Here is a 17108-nt window from a genome sequence, read left to right as displayed (position 1 = left end):
AATGTTTCGCACTTGTCATAGAGCCTCAAATATCGTCTGGTAAGCATCCCTACAACCAAGGAGGGTGCTATGGGTCTGTTCAATTTCATCAAGGAAGCGGGAAAGAAGCTTGGTATCGGCGGTGGTGATGATGCCCCCGATGTCGAAGCGGTCAAAAAGGAACTCGCTTCCCACGATCTCGGCACGGACAAGGTTCAGGTCGAGGTGGTGGACGACAAGGTCGTTCTGAAGGGCGAAGTGGCCGATCAGTCGGTTTTCGAAAAGGCGGTCATCGCGGTTGGCAATACGCTCGGCATTTCCAAGGTCGAGGCGGGTGAACTGAAGGTCGCCGAAGCGCCGGCGAAAGAACCCGTCTTCTACACGGTCAAGAAGGGCGACAATCTCTGGAAGATCGCCGAAGCGCAATATGGCAAGGCCAATGGTGCAAAGAACAACATCATCTTCGAAGCCAACAAGCCGATGCTGACTCACCCCGATAAAATCTATCCCGGTCAGGTCCTGCGTATTCCAGACCTTGCGTAATAACGGCTTTTAACCGCTGCAATGGAGATGCCGCCTCGCGCGGCATCTTTTACAGCTTGCGAAGCGCCACCGTGTCGATCAGGTGGTTCTTTCCCTTGCGCAAGATAAGATCGGCGCGCGGTCGCGTGGGCACGATGTTCTGGCGCAGGTTCTTCAGGTTGATGTTCTGCCAGAGACCCTCGGCAATGCTGAGTGCTGCTTCCTCGCTGATCGATGCATAGCGATTGAAGAACGAATTCGGGTCGCGGAATGCGGTTTGTCTCAGATTCATGAACCGGTTCACATACCAGTTGTGAATGAAGTCCTCGTCGGCATCGATATAGATCGAGAAATCGAAGAAATCGGAAACGATCGGTACGATCCGCCCGCCCGCCGGCAGGTCGCGCGATTGCAGAACGTTGATGCCTTCGAAGATCAGGATGTCCGGCTGGTCGATGACAGTGAATTCGTTCGGCAAAACGTCATAGGTCAGGTGGGAATAACGCGGGGCCTTCACATTCGGTTGGCCCGCCTTGATCGCCGAGAGGAAACGCAGCAAAGCGCCGATATCGTAGCTTTCAGGAAAGCCCTTGCGCTCCATCAGGCTCTCGCGTCGCAGCACCTCGTTCGGGTAAAGAAACCCGTCGGTGGTGATGAGATCGACTTTCGGGCTGGAGGGCCAGCGGGCCAGAAGCTCCTTCAGGATACGTGCCGTCGTTGACTTGCCAACGGCCACCGAACCGGCAATGCCGATGACGAAAGGCGTCTTGTTGACGTCCGCCATATTCAGGAAGCGGTTGCGCTGTTCGAAAAGCAGCTGCGACGCTTCCACATGCGATGACAAGAGGCGCGACAGCGACAGATAGATCCGCCGCACTTCGTCCAGATCGATCGGGTCATCCAGCGAACGCAGCCTTTTCACCTCGTCGGCGGAAAGGGTGAGCGGCGTGTCGGCGCGAAAATTCGCCCATTCTTCAGAGCTGAAGAAGTGGTAGGGCGAATATTCATCCGGGCGGAAATGATCGAGTGTGCTCGGCATGCCTCTCTCCCCGCTGCCTGCCTTGACGTTCATGATGTCGGCCTCGCTGCCTTTTCCGCAAGCCCGGTCTGTCCGGTCCGGCGCTCCAGCTCGGCAAAAACGTCGGCAAGCGGAATGTCGGCAATCTTCAGCACCACCAGCAGGTGATAAAGCAGATCGGCGGCCTCGTTTTTCAGCCCGTCGCGATCCTTCGCGATAGCGGCGATAATGGCTTCGACAGCCTCTTCGCCCAGTTTTTTCGCCGCACGCTCCTGGCCGGAAGCAACCAGCTTGGCTGTCCAGGATTCATCAGGAGAGGCGGCGGCGCGTGTCGCGACGATGCGCTCCAGATCGGAAAGGGAAAATGCACTCATGGAAGAGGTTCCTGCAATCAGTCGAGACGCATGGGGATGCCATGCTCGGCCATATAGGTCTTGGCTTGCCCGATCGAATAGGTGCCGAAGTGAAAGATGGAAGCGGCAAGCACCGCGGTGGCATGGCCATCACGCACACCTGCCACCAGATCATCCAGCGTGCCGACGCCGCCCGAGGCGATGACGGGGACGCGAACCTGATCGGCAATGGTGCGCGTCAGGCCGATATCGTATCCGCTTTTGGTGCCGTCGCGATCCATCGATGTCACGAGCAATTCGCCGGCACCGCGTTCGACCATCTTGACGGCGAATTCCACGGCGTCGATCCCGGTCGGCTGGCGTCCGCCATGGGTAAAGATTTCCCAACGGTCGGCTTCCCCGTCTTTCGAAACCCGCTTGGCGTCGATCGAGACGACGATGCACTGGTTCCCGAACTTGTCGGCGGCCTGCGCGACGAAATCAGGATCCTTCACCGCTGCGGAATTTATCGAGACCTTGTCGGCACCGCAGAGAAGCAGCTTGCGGATGTCAGCGACGGCGCGGACACCGCCACCGACGGTGAGCGGCATGAAGCAATGGTCGGCGGTGCGCGATACGACGTCGAAAATCGTGTCGCGATTGTCGGACGAAGCGGTGATGTCGAGAAAGCAGAGTTCGTCCGCTCCCGCCGCATCATAGGCCTTCGCCGCCTCGACGGGATCACCGGCGTCGATCAGGTCGACGAAGTTCACGCCCTTGACGACGCGGCCGTCTTTCACATCGAGGCATGGGATAACGCGGGCTTTGAGGGTCATGCGTTTACCTCCTTTGCAGCCTTGATCAGAGCAAGTGCCTCGGCGGGGTCGATGCGCCCGTCATAAAGCGCACGACCTGAAATCGCGCCTTCGAGCTTTGCAGCATCAGGCTGCAACATGCGCTTGATGTCCTCAATGGAGGCGAGGCCGCCGGAGGCGATGACCGGGATCGACACGGCATCCGCCAGTTCCAGCGTTGAGGCCCAGTTGATGCCGGCCAGAATGCCGTCGCGATCGATATCGGTGTAGATGATGGCCGCGACGCCGGCACCTTCGAAACGTTTGGCGAGTTCGATGACACCGAGTTCGGAGGCTTCCGCCCAGCCTTCCACGGCAACCTTGCCGCCCTTGGCGTCGATGCCGACGGCGACCTGGCCGGGGAAACGCTTGCAGGCTTCCAGAACCAGAACCGGATCGCGCACCGCCACGGTGCCGAGAATGACGCGGGCAAGCCCACGGCTCAGCCACGCTTCGATATGGTCGAGCGTGCGGATGCCGCCGCCGAGCTGCACCGGGTTTTTCGTGGCTTTCAGAATGGCGTCGACCGCCTCGCCGTTGACTGTCTGGCCGGCAAAGGCGCCGTTGAGATCAACGACATGCAGCCATTCGAAACCCTGATCCTCGAAGGCCTTGGCCTGCGCGCCGGGGTCCTCGTTATAAACGGTGGCCTGGTCCATATCGCCGAGTTTCAGGCGAACGCACTGGCCGTCTTTAAGGTCGATTGCGGGAAAAAGAATCATGTCAGGGCTTCCAGCGCAGGAAATTGGAAATCAGGGCAAGGCCGAGCGTCTGGCTTTTTTCCGGGTGGAATTGCGCACCCGCCATATTGTCACGACCGACGAAAGCCGTCATCGCGCCACCGTAATTGGTGGTGGCAATGACATCCGTCGAATGCTTGGCTGCCAGATGATAGGAATGTACGAAATAGGCGTGCAATCCGTCCGCGCCGGTCTTGATGCCGTCAAATAGCGGGTGGGCGTGACGGATTTCCAGCGTGTTCCAGCCGATCTGCGGAATCTTCAGGCCCGGATCGGACGGCGTCATTTCCACGACGTCGCCTTCGATCCAGCCAAGCCCGGCACTGACGGTCTTTTCCAGCCCGCGCGAGGACATCAGCTGCATGCCCACGCAGATGCCAAGGAACGGATGGGCTTTTTTCTCGACAGCTTCAATGAGCGCCTCATGCATGCCGGGAACGGCGTCGAGACCGGCGCGGCAATCCGCATAGGCACCGACACCAGGCAGAACGATGCGGTCCGCCGATGCGACGTGATCCGGCCTGTCGGTCAGGTCGATGGTTGCACTGATGCCTGCTTCACGGGCGGCACGCTCGAAAGCTTTGGTGGCCGAACGCAGATTGCCCGAACCGTAGTCGATGATCGCGACACGCATGTCAGCGCCTTCCATTCAAGTCGAAAAGAAACGATCCGGCGGGATCGTTGACGAAGTTTTTGTCGCCGCTCCTTTGCGGCGCAGGGGTCCATACCGGCTGCGACAGCTGTTCCGTCGTTGCGGTATCGGTGAGGTCGGAGAAATATATTTCCTCTGCACTCGAAAGATCAGGGGCGGAAATGACGGAAGTCATCTTCCAGCCTTTGCCGATCAGGTGCCGGACGAGAAAATTGCGTCCTTCCAGTGCGGTGATGAGGGCAATGGCGAAGCCACACAGAATGCCGGCCGGTTCAAACCCGGGTAACATCGATGCCTGACCGGCCAGAATGATGGCGACGAAAACAATGGCGGCGGCCAGCCACAACCGGTTCAGGGCGAGCCAAAGCCAGGGCGCAATCAGCGCCAGCCAGACAAAACGGTCTGCAATGAAGCGGGTCGTCTTGTGGTCCCTGTCCGGCCCGTTGGGGGCTTCCAGAACGAGATAGCTTGTCATGGGCTTCCTGACAGCTTTGGCGGTCAGGCCAGCATGCCCTTTGTCGAGGGAACGCGGCCTGCCTGCCGGGGGTCGATCTCGGTTGCCGCGCGAAGAACGCGGGCAACGGCCTTGAAGCATGTTTCGGCGATATGATGGTTGTTGGCGCCGTAATGGTTCAGGATATGCAGGGTGATGCCGGCATTCTGCGCCAGCGCCTGAAAGAACTCACGCACCAGCTCGGTGTCGAAGGTGCCGATCTTCGGTGCGGAGAAGTTCACGTTCCAGACCAGGAAGGGACGCCCGGAAATATCGACGGCGGCCTTGGTCATCGTCTCATCCATGGCAAGATCGAGCGAGGCATAACGGGTAATGCCGCGCCGGTCGCCCAGCGCCTTGGCGATGGCCTGGCCGATGGCGATGCCCGTATCTTCCACCGTATGGTGGTCATCGATATGCAGGTCGCCCTTGACCTCGATCTCCATGTCGATCAGCGAATGGCGGCTGAGCTGGTCCAGCATATGGTCGAAAAATCCAACGCCGGTGGAAATTGTCGACTTGCCGGTGCCGTCGATATCCACGCGCACCGAAACCGATGTTTCGTTGGTCTTGCGGATAATCTCGCCTTTACGTTCTGCCATTTGTGGCCGCTCCGTGAAAATGTTGCCGTTCCTTATCAGCACAGGACATAAATATCCAGTTGTTCCATCGTCTTGCCTGGCTTGCGCAAAACGGTACACGGCGCCCAAGATTGCAATCGTGAAAAGCAAACTTACATAGAACTCGAGAAGGGCCGGATGCCGGCCCGTTAACAGCAGGCCCGGCAGGGCAGACAGGTGTTTGATGACAACGATTATTACAGTCAGGAAGGGCGGCAAGGTCGTCATGGCTGGCGATGGTCAGGTAAGCCTTGGCCAGACCGTCATGAAGGGCAACGCCCGCAAGGTTCGCCGCATCGGCAAGGGCGAAGTGATTGCCGGTTTTGCCGGTGCGACCGCGGATGCCTTCACGCTGCTCGACCGTCTCGAAAAGAAACTCGAGCAATATCCCGGCCAGTTGATGCGCGCAGCCGTGGAGCTTGCGAAGGATTGGCGCACGGACAAATATCTGCGCAACCTCGAAGCCATGATGCTGGTCGCCGACAAATCCACCACTTTGGCCATCACCGGCAATGGTGACGTGCTGGAGCCGGAACACGGCGCGATCGCCATCGGCTCGGGCGGTAACTACGCCTTTGCGGCTGCCCGCGCGATGATGGACACGGACAAGTCGGCAGAAGACGTGGCGCGCCAGTCGCTCGATATCGCCGCCGATATCTGCGTTTATACCAACCATAACCTCGTCATCGAAACTCTCGACGCCGAGTAAGTATATTCCACCCCATTTCTCACCCAAGGGTCCTGTGGGCCGGGCCAGAAAGGCCGGTCGGAACAGGAAAGCCGAGAGGACAGAATGACCACTTTTTCTCCCCGGGAAATTGTCTCGGAACTCGACCGCCACATCATCGGCCAGCATGATGCGAAACGTGCGGTCGCGATTGCGCTTCGCAACCGCTGGCGTCGCCAGCAGCTCGATGAGAGCCTGCGCGACGAAGTCATGCCGAAAAACATTCTGATGATTGGACCGACCGGTGTCGGCAAGACGGAGATTTCCCGCCGCTTGGCCAAGCTTGCCGGCGCGCCCTTCATCAAGGTCGAGGCGACCAAGTTTACCGAGGTCGGTTATGTCGGCCGCGATGTCGAGCAGATCATACGCGATCTGGTCGAAATCGGCATCGGTCTCGTGCGTGAAAAGAAGCGTGCCGAGGTTCAGGCAAAGGCCCATGCCAGCGCCGAAGAACGGGTGCTTGACGCACTGGTCGGATCGACGGCGTCGCCCGGCACTCGCGAAAGCTTCCGCAAGAAGCTGCGTGATGGTGAACTGGACGACAAGGAAATCGACATCGAGGTTGCAGACAGCGGATCGGGCATGCCCGGCTTTGAAATTCCCGGCATGCCGGGCGCCAATATCGGCGTTCTCAACCTGTCGGAAATGTTCGGCAAGGCCATGGGCGGACGTACCAAGAAGGTGCGCACCACGGTTTCGAAATCCTATACCGATCTTGTCCGCGACGAATCCGACAAGCTGCTCGACAATGAAATGATCCAGCGCGAAGCGGTGAAGTCGGTGGAAAATGACGGTATCGTCTTCCTCGACGAGATCGACAAGATCGCTGCCCGTGACGGTGGCATGGGTGCCGGCGTCTCGCGCGAAGGTGTGCAGCGTGATCTTCTGCCGCTTGTCGAAGGCACGACGGTTTCGACGAAATATGGACCGGTGAAGACCGACCACGTGCTCTTCATCGCATCGGGCGCTTTCCATGTCGCAAAGCCTTCCGACCTTCTGCCGGAGCTTCAGGGTCGTCTGCCGATCCGCGTGGAGCTGAAGCCGCTGACGAAGGAGGATTTCCGCCGTATCCTCACCGAGACGGAAGCAAGCCTCATCCGCCAGTACAAGGCGCTGATGGCGACGGAAGAACTCGATCTCGACTTCACTGACGATGCGATAGATGCTTTGGCCGACGTGGCCGTTCATCTCAACTCGTCGGTCGAGAATATCGGTGCGCGCCGCCTCCAGACCGTGATGGAACGTGTTCTGGACGAGATTTCGTTCAATGCACCGGATCGCGGTGGCTCAGCCGTCAAGATCGATCAGGAATATGTGAAAAAACATGTCGGCGATCTCGCTGCCGATACGGATTTGTCGCGCTATATTCTCTGAAGACTCTTCAGATCAAAGAGGTGAGAGTGCGGCCATATTTGCCGCACTCTTTTATTTTATCTGCCTTGTCTCGCATTCAGCCCGCATTTTGTTTATGGAAGGGCTGCATTCCGGTTGGAACCGCTTTAGTGGAATGGTCCGGTTTTCCCGCATATGTCGGAAGGGAAACCGCAGGCTTGAGAAAAGGCATTCGCTCGTGCGCAAAACTCTTCTGGCATTTGCCGCTGCTTTGACGTTCACCGTCGTCTCGTCTTCCTTTGCCGAGGCCGCGACGGTCGTTCCGCCTGGCAATCGCAATGCAGAACAGCCGGACGTCCCGGGCGCTTCCGCAAAGAGGACCAAGGCATCCAACACCTCTTTCGAGCGCAAATACCAGAAAGTGATCGACCTCCTGTCCTCCGACAAGGCGCTGATCGGCAAGATCAAGTCGACGGCCGCGCGCTACGGTATCGATCCGATCCATATGATAGGCGCAATCGTTGGTGAGCATACTTATAATGTCGATGCCTATGACCGCCTGCAATCCTATTACGTCAAGGCGGCTTCCTATGCCGGCAACAGCTTCCGTTTCGGCTACAAGGACGAAACCATTGCGCAGTTTCTGACGCATTCGCAATTTTCCAGATGCCAGTCGAAAAAGGACTCCTACAGCCTTTGGAACTGTCGGGAAGACGTCTGGGACGACAGCTTCCGCGGCAAGACGGTGGATGGGGTTGCCTATCCGAACAATCGTTTCAGCGCCGTATTCTTCCAGCCCTTTTATGCAGGACAGACTTTCGGTCTCGGCCAGATCAATCCGCTGACGGCACTGATGCTGTCCGACATGGTGTCGAGAACGTCCGGTTACGAGAAGCTGGACGAGAATGACGCTACCGCCGTTTATACCGCGATCATGGATCCCGACCGCTCGCTGGCTTTCATGGCGGCGTCCATCCGTAGATCGATCGATGACTATAAATCGATTGCCGACATGGACATCACCAGAAATCCGGGCGTCACCTCAACGCTTTATAATGTCGGCGGCTCGCAGCAGCGTGCGGCGGCGCTCGCCCAGAAAAACCGGCAGCGCGCCGCTGGCGGGGAACAGCCCCTGTTGCCGGAAGAGAATTATTACGGCTGGCTGGTGAATGACCGCCTCAAGGACCTGCAGGCGCTTTTGTAGGAAAAGGCTATTATCTCCTGCATTATTTCCAAAATGGAAATAATATTTGGTTGTCTCCCGCAATTGACGAGCGGCCGCCTCAGCGTCCACTCTGTGCCCTCAAGTTAAAATGGAGGCGCATGTGAGCCGCACGGATAAATTCGGTCTTTCCATCGATAACAGGCTTCATGCCTTTTTGACGGATGAGGTGCTGCCGGGCACGGGCCTGAACAGCGAGGCTTTTTTCGAAGGCTTTTCAGCCATCGTCCACGAGCTTTCCCCGAAAAACCGTGAGCTGCTCGCCAAGCGCGACGCCTTGCAGGAAAAGCTTGATGGCTGGTACCGGCAGAACGGCGCGCCGACGGATTTCGATGTGTATGAAGGTTTCCTCAAGGAAATCGGTTATCTGCTGCCGGAAGGCCCCGACTTCAAGGTGGAAACGAGCAACGTCGATCCTGAAATTGCCGCCGTTGCTGGCCCGCAGCTCGTCGTTCCGGTCATGAATGCGCGTTATGCGCTGAATGCCGCCAATGCCCGCTGGGGTTCGCTTTATGATGCGCTTTACGGAACGGATGCCATTTCTGACGCCGACGGAGCGGAAAAGGGCAGGGGCTACAATCCCAAGCGCGGTGACAAGGTCATTGCCTGGGCGCGGAACTTCCTCAACGAATCGGCCCCGCTCGAAACGGCAGACTGGTCGGATGTGACCGGCTTCGAGATTGTCGGCGGCGTATTGCAGCTTGCAATCGGTGAGGGCACGACGGAACTGAAGGATGCGGCGCAATTCAAGGGCTTTACCGGTGAGGCGGAAAAACCGGCAACCATCCTGCTTGGCAAGAATGGTTTGCACACGGAGATCGTCATCGATCCGTCGATAGAAATCGGCAAGGGCGACAAGGCGGGTATCTCGGATGTCCTTCTCGAATCAGCGCTCACGACCATCATGGATTGCGAGGATTCGGTTGCCGCAGTCGACGCCGAGGACAAGGTGCTGGTTTATGGCAACTGGCTTGGCCTGATGCGCGGCGACCTGACGGAGGAGGTGTCGAAGGGTGGCAAGACCTTCACCCGCAGCCTCAATCCGGATCGTTATTATACGGCCCCCGATGGGTCGGCGCTTACTCTGCCGGGGCGCTCCCTGATGCTGGTGCGCAATGTCGGTCATCTCATGACCAATCCGGCGATCCTCGACAGGGATGGTCGTGAGGTGCCGGAAGGCATCATGGACGCCGTCGTCACTGCGCTGATCGCGCTCTATGATGTTGGCCCGTCCGGGCGGCGTCAGAATTCACGCGCCGGCTCGATGTACGTCGTCAAGCCGAAGATGCACGGGCCGGAGGAGGTCGCCTTCGCCAACGAGATTTTCGCGCGGGTCGAAAATCTGATCGGTATGGCGCCTAACACCATGAAAATGGGCATCATGGATGAGGAGCGCCGCACGACGGTCAACCTCAAGGAAAGCATCCGCGCGGCAAAGGATCGGGTCGTCTTCATCAATACGGGCTTCCTCGACCGCACGGGCGACGAGATCCATACCTCGATGGAAGCGGGTCCGATGATCCGCAAGGGCGACATGAAGCAGGCGGCCTGGATCGCGGCTTACGAGAACTGGAACGTCGATATCGGGCTGGAATGCGGCCTTTCCGGCCATGCGCAGATAGGCAAGGGCATGTGGGCTATGCCGGACCTGATGGCGGCCATGCTGGAACAGAAGATCGCGCATCCGAAGGCCGGCGCCAACACCGCTTGGGTGCCTTCACCGACGGCGGCAACGCTGCACGCCACGCATTATCACAAGGTCGATGTCGCAGCCGTTCAGGAAGGCTTGAAAAGCCGCGGCCGCGCGAAGCTCTCGGATATTCTGTCCGTCCCGGTCGCGACGCGTCCCAACTGGACGCCGGAGGAAATCCAGCGCGAACTCGATAATAATGCGCAGGGTATTCTCGGCTATGTCGTGCGCTGGGTTGATCAGGGCGTTGGTTGCTCCAAGGTGCCTGACATCAACAATGTCGGGCTGATGGAAGACCGCGCCACACTGCGTATCTCCGCGCAGCATATGGCGAACTGGCTGCGCCATGGCGTGGTGACAGAGGGGCAGATCGTTGAGACCATGAAGCGCATGGCGGCGGTGGTCGATGGCCAGAATTCCGGAGATCCGGCCTATCTGCCGATGGCGTCCGACTTTGATGGATCGGTCGCGTTTCAGGCTGCCGTCGAACTGGTGCTGAAGGGTCGGGAGCAGCCGAACGGTTATACCGAACCGGTTCTGCATCGCCGCCGTCTTGAACTCAAGGCGAAGCAGGCGGCCTGACGTCGCCGCAAGCCATTTCCATAAACAAAAAAGCCGCCGGGCATTCCTCGGCGGCTTTTTCTTGGTCTGGTGTCGATCTTACTGGATCACGACAACCTTGGAGCTGCGGCCCGGACGGACGCGGCTGTAGAGGTCCATGACGTCCTGGTTGATCATGCGGATGCAGCCGGAAGAGGCGGCAGTGCCGATCGAAGCCCATTCAGGCGAACCATGGATACGGAACAGCGTGTCCTGTCCCTTTTCGTTGAAGAGATACATGGCGCGCGCGCCGAGCGGGTTGGAAAGACCCGGGCCCATGCCCGCCTCGACATATTTCGCGACTTCCGGCTTGCGGTCCGCCATTTCCTTTGGCGGATGCCACATTGGCCATTCCTGCTTCCAGGCGACATAGGCCTCACCGGCCCAGGCGAAACCCGCCTTGCCGACGCCGATGCCGTAACGAACGGCACGGTTGCCGGACAGGATATAATAGAGGTAACGGTCACGCGTGTTGACGATGATCGTGCCCGGCCGTTCGTTGGTCTGGAACTCGACGATCTGGCGACGGAACTTCTCATTCACGCGATTGATCGGAATGGCCGGCAGCGCATAGCCCGCATCGGTCACGGGGCCGTAAACATCGTTGAAGATCTGGACCGTTTCGACCTTCGCCGGAACCGGGTCGGCGACCGGCACGGACGCCGCGATCTTGCCGGAAGTCGGCGCAGATGATTGGGAAGTGGTTTCGGCGCAGCCGGCCAGAGCCAGTGCTGCCGTCAGACCGAGTGCGGTCAATGGGGTGCGGATGCGCATGTCGTTCTCGCGGAAAATTCGCCAAATTGTGCGAAGGAGTAGGCTTAACAGGATAAATCGGTTATTTTCCATTCAGCCGCTCTTGGCAAGCCGTTGCGCTGCCGCAAGACGGTTGTGCCCTCGAAATTGCCGGTTGATTGCCTTTTTGCAACAATAGGTCAAACGCTTCAGCAGCTTTTATCCATGACTATTCTTTCCGTTACCAACAATAATCCGTTAATCGACGGCCGCCAGTCGGACAAGGCGATGCTTGTACGCCGTGGCGTTCAAGTGCTTCTGCACGAGATGCGCCATTCGGTGCTGCCGGAACTGCCGCTTGCAAGCGGACGCAGGGCGGACCTCATCAGCCTGTCGGTGAAGGGTGAAATCTGGATCATCGAGATCAAATCCTCCATCGAGGATTTTCGGGTCGACCGCAAATGGCCGGAATACCGCCTGCATTGCGACCGGCTGTTTTTCGCGACCCATCCGGAAGTACCGGTCGAAATCTTCCCGGAGGAATGCGGTTTGATCCTGTCGGATGGATATGGCGCCCATATGCTTCGCGATGCGCCGGAGCACAAATTGCCGCCGGCGACCCGCAAATCGGTGATGCTGGATTTCTCGAGAACCGCTGCAACCCGGCTGATGCTGGCGGAATGGACGACCGGGCGCAGCTTCGGAGAGTAGTTCCGGTTCGGCGCATTTTCCGGGCGCAGAACCGCTTCGCACTTTTACTGGAAATGCTCTACTTCGGCGCGCGTTTCGCCAGAATGCGCTGCAGCGTTCGCCGATGCATGTTGAGCCGGCGGGCTGTTTCCGAAACGTTGCGCTCGCACATTTCATAAACGCGCTGAATATGCTCCCACCGAACCCGGTCCGCCGACATGGGGTTTTCAGGGACTTCGGTCTTCTCGCCCTTGCGCTGCGTCAGCGCATTGAAGACATCGTCCGCATCGGCGGGTTTTGCAAGATAGTCCAGCGCCCCGAGTTTTACCGCGGTAACGGCGGTTGCAATATTGCCGTAGCCGGTCAGGACAACGATCTGCGTATCGTCCCGGTTCTGCCTGATGGCTTCGATGACCTCCAGACCATTGCCATCCGCAAGCCTCAGATCGACGACCGCATATTTGGGCGGTGCCGCCTTGGAGCGCGCAATGCCCTCGCTGACCGTCTCGGCGGTGTCGACGGCAAATCCGCGTGTTTCCATCGCCCGGGCAAGCCGGCGCAGAAACGGGCCGTCGTCATCGACGATCAGCAGTGATCTGTCAGGTCCGATCGGATCTTCGTCGTCCGTCGGCGCGCTGGTGGATGGGTTCTGGTCTTCTGTCTTCATGTTTCCGGCCTTCCGGCAACTTCGTCGGCTTTCTTCTTATCGCCGCTTCAACGTGGATGGTAAAGTCAACGGCTTCTTTTATCGTCCATAAGTGCCCGAGGCCAGACGATTGTGACCCGCGCTCCGGTTCCGCTCGAACCGCGATTTCCGAAGGTGACGGCGGCGCCGGACCTTTCCAGCAACGTCTTGGCGATAAAAAGCCCAAGGCCCAGCCCGCCAGCCCGCGTGTCATTGTGACGTTCGGTCACATAGGGTTCGCCGATGCGCGCAAGCACGTCATGGGCATAACCAGGTCCGTCATCCTCAATGATGACAGTGATGGTCTGCGAATCGTAGTCCACCGTCACGGTTACTTTTTCCCGCGCATAGTCGACACCGTTTTCAATGAGGTTGCCCAGCCCGTAAATGACGCCGGCATTGCGGATGCCGACCGGCTCGTCAGCCCGGTTGTTCTTTTCAACGAGTTCCAGGCGGATGCCGAATTCCCGGTGCGGCGCCACCACCTCCTCGATCAGGGAGGAGAGAGGCAGGCGGCGCATGTGCTCCTCATTGTCGGCGGAAAGCGATGTGAGGCGGCGCAGAATATCGCGGCATCGTTCGCTCTGGCTGCGCAGCAGCGCTATGTCTTCGCCAAATCTTTCATCATTGCCGAATTCCCGCTCCATCTCCTTGGCGACGACACTGATTGTCGCGAGCGGTGTGCCCAGTTCATGCGCTGCTGCTGCTGCAAGCCCATCCAGCTGCGACAGATGTTTTTCCCGCTCCAGCACCAGTTCGGTCGCAGCCAGCGCATCCGCGAGCTGGTTGGCCTCGTGCGAAACGCGATAGGCATAAAAGGCTGCGAAAGAAGTGGTAGCAATGATCGCGACCCAGGTGCCCACATGCAGCAGAAGCTGGATCGGCAGCACCTCGCCGGGATACCAAGGAACCGGAAACGGCGAAAAGGCAATCGCCGTCGAGCAGATGACGGCAAAGGCGAGAAGAATAAGAGAATGCCGAAGCGGCTGCGAGGCAAAGGCAATGATGACCTGCACGCAGATCAGCGGCGCGAACGGATTGGAAAGGCCGCCGGTAATATAGATGAGCGCGGTCAATTGCAGCAGATCGAAAGCAAGCAGCAGCGTCGCTTCCCAGGGCTCCAGACGATAGGTGGAGGGAAAACGGGCTGTGAGAAACAGGTTGGCAAGCGCCAGAGCCGCAATCAAAAGGCTGCAAGCGAGAAGCGGTAGGGGGAAATTCAGCCCCAGGGCGACGAACAGGATCGTTGCGGTCTGTCCCGCCACCGCCAGCCAGCGCAGCCATACGATGGTTTGCAGCCTTATCCTGCGGCTGGCGCGGCCAAGCCTTGTGGTTTCGATCGGATGACCAGCCACCTTCGTCTCCTTTACCTTTGTCATCGTCGTCACGTTCCGCGCGGTTTGGCGCGGCTGGTCGGCAATGCCGATGCGGGGTCTTCCGGCCATGGATGGCGCGGATAACGCCCGCGCATATCCGCCCGCACGTCCTTCCACGATCCCGCCCAGAAACCGGGAAGATCGCGTGTCGTCTGTATCGGCCTGTGCGCCGGCGAGGTCAATTCCAGAAGCAGCGGCAATCGTCCCTGCGCGATGGCAGGGTGGGCCGTCAGCCCGAAAAGCTCCTGCACGCGAATGGAAAGCGTCGGTTCGCTGGCGTCGTAGCGGATGGGATGCCGCTGGCCCGTCGGTGCTTCGAAATGCGTCGGCGCAAGCCTGCCGAGATCGCGCGCGGCCTCATAGGGCACCAAGGATAAAAGTCCCTCGGAAAGGCTGCCGGGCCGGATATCCTGCAGGCTGCGTGCGCCGTGCTGGAAAGGCACGAACCATTCATCCAGTCGCAAAAGCAATGCCGCATCGCTGACATCCGGCCAAGGCTCTCCGATGCTGGCGCTCAGAAAGCCGATCCTGTCACGCAGCTGAAGGGTCTCTTTCGAAAAAGGAAGAATGCCGATGCCGTATTCGCGAACGCCGTTGGCGAGCGCCTGCGCCGCCTGTTCGCCTTCGGGACGGGGTAGGGGCGTTTCGTCGAGTATGATGGCGCCGAGGCGCGTGACGCGGCGCGCACGCGCCTGGCCGCTCGCCTTGTCGAACAGCAGCTGGTCCTGCTGCACGATAAGATGCGGCATTCGCTCTTCTATATCGGCTCGCTCAATGCCGGCAGCTGAAAGGATACGCGGCTGCGCCGCCCGCCCGGTGATGTCGGCAACCACCAGCATCCTGCTTGCGGCAAGCCGCTCGGTCTCGGCGAGTTCGGCACCCCGGCCGTTCGCCATCACGTAACGGCCGCGTGCTCCACGCTGAAGCGCAATCCGGTCCGGATAGGCATGCAGCAGCAGGGGGCCAGCCTCGTTCGGCAATTCGGTTGCTGCCTTCGCACCGCCGATCGTATCGAAAAGCCTCGACGCCAGCTTGCGGGCCGCCTGCGCCCTTTCGTTCTTCTCGGAAAGAAAGCGCCGCAATCGTTCATCGAGATCAATGTCGTTTCCGCCGAGCCCCTGTTCGGTCAGCATGACGGCGAGCATAGCCGCCTTTTTTCCCGCACCTTCACCCGTCGCGGCAATCACCATGGCCGCCAGTCGCGGCGGCAATGAGAGGCCGCGCATGAGGTGGCCGCGTTGCGTCAGTGATCCGGCTTCATCGAGTGCGCCGAGATTTTTGAGAAGCGCGATGGATTCCTTCAGCGCCGCTTCGGGAGGGGCGTCCAGAAATGCAAGCGCAGACGGATCGTGAACGCCCCAATGGGCAAGATCAAGCGCTAGGCTGGAAAGGTCGCTCGCCAGAATTTGCGGTGGTGTGAAGGTGTTGAGCGCCGCCATCTGCCCTTGATGCCAAAGACGGACCGCAACGCCGGGCTCCGTTCGCCCAGCGCGGCCCGCCCGCTGATCGGCGGAAGCCCGCGAAACCCGCACAGTCTCCAGCCTCGTTATGCCCGTTGCCGGTTCGAAGACCGGCAGTCGCTGCAACCCGCTGTCGATCACCACGCGCACGCCGTCTATGGTGATCGAGGTTTCGGCGATAGAGGTGGCAAGCACGATCTTGCGCCGTCCGGCCGGTGCCGGCTTGATCGCCGCATCCTGTTCCTTTTGCGAAAGATTGCCGTAAAGCGGGATGACATCCGTATCTGTGGAAAAACGTCCCTCCAGCCGTGCAGCCGTGCGGGTGATCTCAGCCTGTCCCGGAAGGAAGGCGAGGATGGAGCCCGTTTCCGCTGCATGGGCTTCGGTAATCGCCTTTGTGACTTTCTCTTCGACGGGGACACCCTGCCAGCGGTCCTCGTAGCGGATATCGATCGGAAATGTCCGACCCAGGCTCTGAATGACCGGGGCGTCACCCATCAGCGTGCTGATGCGGTCCACATCGAGGGTGGCGGACATGACGAGGATGCGCAGATCATCTCGCAACCCTTCCTGCACGTCGAGCGCAAGCGCCAGTCCGAAATCGCCGTCGAGCGAACGTTCGTGAAACTCGTCGAAAATCACCGTGGAAACGCCGGCAAGTTCCGGGTCGTCAAGAACCATCCGGGCGAACACGCCCTCCGTCACCACTTCAATCCGGGTCCTTGAGGAGATGCGATTGTCGAGCCGCATGCGGTAGCCGACGGTTTCCCCGACATTCTCATGTAGCAGATCAGCCATGCGCCCGGCGGCGGCGCGGGCCGCAAGCCGACGTGGTTCGAGAAGAATGATCTTGCCGTCACCCCGCCATTCCTCTCGCAAGAGGTGAAGCGGCACCAGCGTGGTTTTGCCCGCGCCCGGCGGAGCTGAAAGAACCGCACGCTTTGCTCCCCCAAGCGCATCGGCGATATCTGCCAGAACGTCGCTGACGGGAAGTTCGGGCAGATCCGTCTTTATAAAGGCTGGCGTTTTGGTCATGCAAACAGGCCTGCGGCAATCGTGTTGGTGTCTGAGTGTCTCATATGCCGTTTCTAAAGCACGGCCCGGCGCTTTGACAGCCGGCTGTGAGGGTTTCGCAAAAGCTCTTCCTGCAAAAATCGAGGTTCCTTGCAAGCTATTTGGGTTGAGCCTTGGAAAGGCGGAATCCGGTGCGTATGGAAAACAGCGGAAGACTTCGCCCATTCTCTCCTTCCACAGCCGCTTCCGTTAAATTACCTTTTAATTTCAGCATCTTGAGAAAAATGTCAGTTTTTTGACGATGGGTGTGTTGACTTGTTTGTGGGTGTTCTCTTATAAGTCCGCTCACTGAACGAGGGCGGCGGCGCTG

Annotated in this window: 18 protein-coding genes; 6 read left to right on the top strand and 12 right to left on the bottom strand. The window is 59.2% G+C overall.

Translation table 11 applies throughout. The features are described 5' to 3' along the window. The first annotated feature begins 69 nt into the window (after nt 1-69). A complete protein-coding gene (gene lysM, locus OK142_RS13355) occupies nt 70-522 on the top strand; it encodes a peptidoglycan-binding protein LysM (RefSeq protein WP_003492864.1) in 453 nt (150 codons plus the stop codon). 49 nt (nt 523-571) lie between these two features. Here the strand turns inward: lysM and coaA are convergent, their stop codons facing one another. Genes coaA through hisB form a run of 7 tightly spaced genes read right to left on the bottom strand, consistent with a single transcriptional unit; the run spans nt 572 to nt 5192 of the window. Next, a complete protein-coding gene (gene coaA, locus OK142_RS13350) occupies nt 572-1573 on the bottom strand; it encodes a type I pantothenate kinase (RefSeq protein ID WP_498683270.1) in 1002 nt (333 codons plus the stop codon). Next, nucleotides 1570-1893, bottom strand: a complete 324-nt coding sequence (locus OK142_RS13345; protein ID WP_498683268.1) for a phosphoribosyl-ATP diphosphatase — start codon at nt 1891-1893, stop codon at nt 1570-1572. Before OK142_RS13345 ends, coaA begins: the two co-directional genes overlap by 4 nt. 17 nt (nt 1894-1910) lie before the next feature. Further along, entirely contained in the window at nt 1911-2687 is a 777-nt protein-coding gene (hisF, locus tag OK142_RS13340; RefSeq protein WP_498683267.1) for an imidazole glycerol phosphate synthase subunit HisF, read from the bottom strand. Continuing rightward, nucleotides 2684-3427, bottom strand: a complete 744-nt coding sequence (hisA, locus tag OK142_RS13335) for a 1-(5-phosphoribosyl)-5-[(5-phosphoribosylamino)methylideneamino]imidazole-4-carboxamide isomerase (protein WP_137038426.1) — start codon at nt 3425-3427, stop codon at nt 2684-2686. Before hisA ends, hisF begins: the two co-directional genes overlap by 4 nt. A 1-nt stretch (nt 3428) precedes the next feature. Beyond that, nucleotides 3429-4079, bottom strand: coding sequence for an imidazole glycerol phosphate synthase subunit HisH (gene hisH, locus OK142_RS13330; RefSeq protein ID WP_498683265.1), 651 nt, complete (start codon nt 4077-4079; stop codon nt 3429-3431). A gap of 1 nt (nt 4080) precedes the next feature. Next, nucleotides 4081-4572, bottom strand: a complete 492-nt coding sequence (locus OK142_RS13325; RefSeq protein ID WP_003492877.1) for a DUF2628 domain-containing protein — start codon at nt 4570-4572, stop codon at nt 4081-4083. 23 nt (nt 4573-4595) lie between these two features. Next, a complete protein-coding gene (gene hisB / locus OK142_RS13320) occupies nt 4596-5192 on the bottom strand; it encodes an imidazoleglycerol-phosphate dehydratase HisB (RefSeq protein ID WP_216330452.1) in 597 nt (198 codons plus the stop codon). Nucleotides 5193-5394: 202 nt separating this feature from the next. Here hisB and hslV point away from each other — a divergent pair, with 202 nt between their 5' ends. The 4 genes from hslV to OK142_RS13300 all read left to right on the top strand — a co-directional run bounded on the left by hslV (nt 5395) and on the right by OK142_RS13300 (nt 10763). After that, complete coding sequence (gene hslV / locus OK142_RS13315; RefSeq protein ID WP_003492881.1) at nt 5395-5919, top strand: ATP-dependent protease subunit HslV; 525 nt, start codon at nt 5395-5397, stop codon at nt 5917-5919. An 84-nt stretch (nt 5920-6003) separates the two neighbouring features. Next, the gene (gene hslU, locus OK142_RS13310) at nt 6004-7311 is read left to right on the top strand and encodes an ATP-dependent protease ATPase subunit HslU (RefSeq protein WP_082183333.1); all 1308 of its coding nucleotides are present in this window, start codon (nt 6004-6006) and stop codon (nt 7309-7311) included. A 196-nt stretch (nt 7312-7507) separates the two neighbouring features. Continuing rightward, the gene (locus OK142_RS13305) at nt 7508-8473 is read left to right on the top strand and encodes a DUF1402 family protein (protein WP_498683262.1); all 966 of its coding nucleotides are present in this window, start codon (nt 7508-7510) and stop codon (nt 8471-8473) included. A 121-nt stretch (nt 8474-8594) separates the two neighbouring features. Beyond that, nucleotides 8595-10763 carry a malate synthase G gene (locus OK142_RS13300; RefSeq protein WP_498683260.1) on the top strand — a complete coding sequence of 723 codons (2169 nt, stop codon included), beginning with the start codon at nt 8595-8597 and terminating at the stop codon, nt 10761-10763. A 78-nt stretch (nt 10764-10841) separates the two neighbouring features. On the opposite strand, the gene OK142_RS13295 is transcribed toward OK142_RS13300, so the two are convergent. Then, the gene (locus OK142_RS13295; RefSeq protein ID WP_137038433.1) at nt 10842-11555 is read right to left on the bottom strand and encodes a L,D-transpeptidase; all 714 of its coding nucleotides are present in this window, start codon (nt 11553-11555) and stop codon (nt 10842-10844) included. A gap of 183 nt (nt 11556-11738) precedes the next feature. On the opposite strand from OK142_RS13295, the gene OK142_RS13290 reads away from it, so the two are divergent. Beyond that, complete coding sequence (locus OK142_RS13290) at nt 11739-12224, top strand: MmcB family DNA repair protein (protein ID WP_035241937.1); 486 nt, start codon at nt 11739-11741, stop codon at nt 12222-12224. 58 nt (nt 12225-12282) lie between these two features. Here the strand turns inward: OK142_RS13290 and OK142_RS13285 are convergent, their stop codons facing one another. The 4 genes from OK142_RS13285 to OK142_RS13270 form a co-directional block, all read right to left on the bottom strand. Continuing rightward, nucleotides 12283-12870, bottom strand: a complete 588-nt coding sequence (locus OK142_RS13285; RefSeq protein ID WP_003492893.1) for an ActR/PrrA/RegA family redox response regulator transcription factor — start codon at nt 12868-12870, stop codon at nt 12283-12285. A 65-nt stretch (nt 12871-12935) separates the two neighbouring features. Then, the gene (locus OK142_RS13280; protein ID WP_080600209.1) at nt 12936-14243 is read right to left on the bottom strand and encodes an ActS/PrrB/RegB family redox-sensitive histidine kinase; all 1308 of its coding nucleotides are present in this window, start codon (nt 14241-14243) and stop codon (nt 12936-12938) included. Nucleotides 14244-14272: 29 nt separating this feature from the next. Then, nucleotides 14273-16759 carry an ATP-dependent helicase HrpB gene (gene hrpB / locus OK142_RS13275; RefSeq protein ID WP_498683259.1) on the bottom strand — a complete coding sequence of 829 codons (2487 nt, stop codon included), beginning with the start codon at nt 16757-16759 and terminating at the stop codon, nt 14273-14275. Between the two features lie 136 nt (nt 16760-16895). Then, the coding region (locus OK142_RS13270; RefSeq protein ID WP_498683258.1) for a hypothetical protein at nt 16896-17108 on the bottom strand (213 nt) is incomplete at its 5' end.

The organism is Agrobacterium sp. BT-220-3, from assembly GCF_025910175.1.
Classification (GTDB): domain Bacteria; phylum Pseudomonadota; class Alphaproteobacteria; order Rhizobiales; family Rhizobiaceae; genus Agrobacterium; species Agrobacterium oryzihabitans.
Note: the sequence above shows the minus strand (reverse complement) of the source record. Positions and strands in the feature narration are given on the sequence as shown.

Coding starts and splice junctions, on each gene's coding strand:
- hrpB (WP_498683259.1), bottom strand. CDS start 16,759: ATGACCAAAACGCCAGCCTTTATAAAGACGGATCTGCCCGAACTTCCC.
- hslU (WP_082183333.1), top strand. CDS start 6,004: ATGACCACTTTTTCTCCCCGGGAAATTGTCTCGGAACTCGACCGCCAC.
- coaA (WP_498683270.1), bottom strand. CDS start 1,573: ATGAACGTCAAGGCAGGCAGCGGGGAGAGAGGCATGCCGAGCACACTC.
- hisH (WP_498683265.1), bottom strand. CDS start 4,079: ATGCGTGTCGCGATCATCGACTACGGTTCGGGCAATCTGCGTTCGGCC.
- hisB (WP_216330452.1), bottom strand. CDS start 5,192: ATGGCAGAACGTAAAGGCGAGATTATCCGCAAGACCAACGAAACATCG.
- OK142_RS13295 (WP_137038433.1), bottom strand. CDS start 11,555: ATGCGCATCCGCACCCCATTGACCGCACTCGGTCTGACGGCAGCACTG.
- hslV (WP_003492881.1), top strand. CDS start 5,395: ATGACAACGATTATTACAGTCAGGAAGGGCGGCAAGGTCGTCATGGCT.
- OK142_RS13325 (WP_003492877.1), bottom strand. CDS start 4,572: ATGACAAGCTATCTCGTTCTGGAAGCCCCCAACGGGCCGGACAGGGAC.
- OK142_RS13290 (WP_035241937.1), top strand. CDS start 11,739: ATGACTATTCTTTCCGTTACCAACAATAATCCGTTAATCGACGGCCGC.
- OK142_RS13345 (WP_498683268.1), bottom strand. CDS start 1,893: ATGAGTGCATTTTCCCTTTCCGATCTGGAGCGCATCGTCGCGACACGC.
- OK142_RS13285 (WP_003492893.1), bottom strand. CDS start 12,870: ATGAAGACAGAAGACCAGAACCCATCCACCAGCGCGCCGACGGACGAC.
- hisF (WP_498683267.1), bottom strand. CDS start 2,687: ATGACCCTCAAAGCCCGCGTTATCCCATGCCTCGATGTGAAAGACGGC.
- hisA (WP_137038426.1), bottom strand. CDS start 3,427: ATGATTCTTTTTCCCGCAATCGACCTTAAAGACGGCCAGTGCGTTCGC.
- lysM (WP_003492864.1), top strand. CDS start 70: ATGGGTCTGTTCAATTTCATCAAGGAAGCGGGAAAGAAGCTTGGTATC.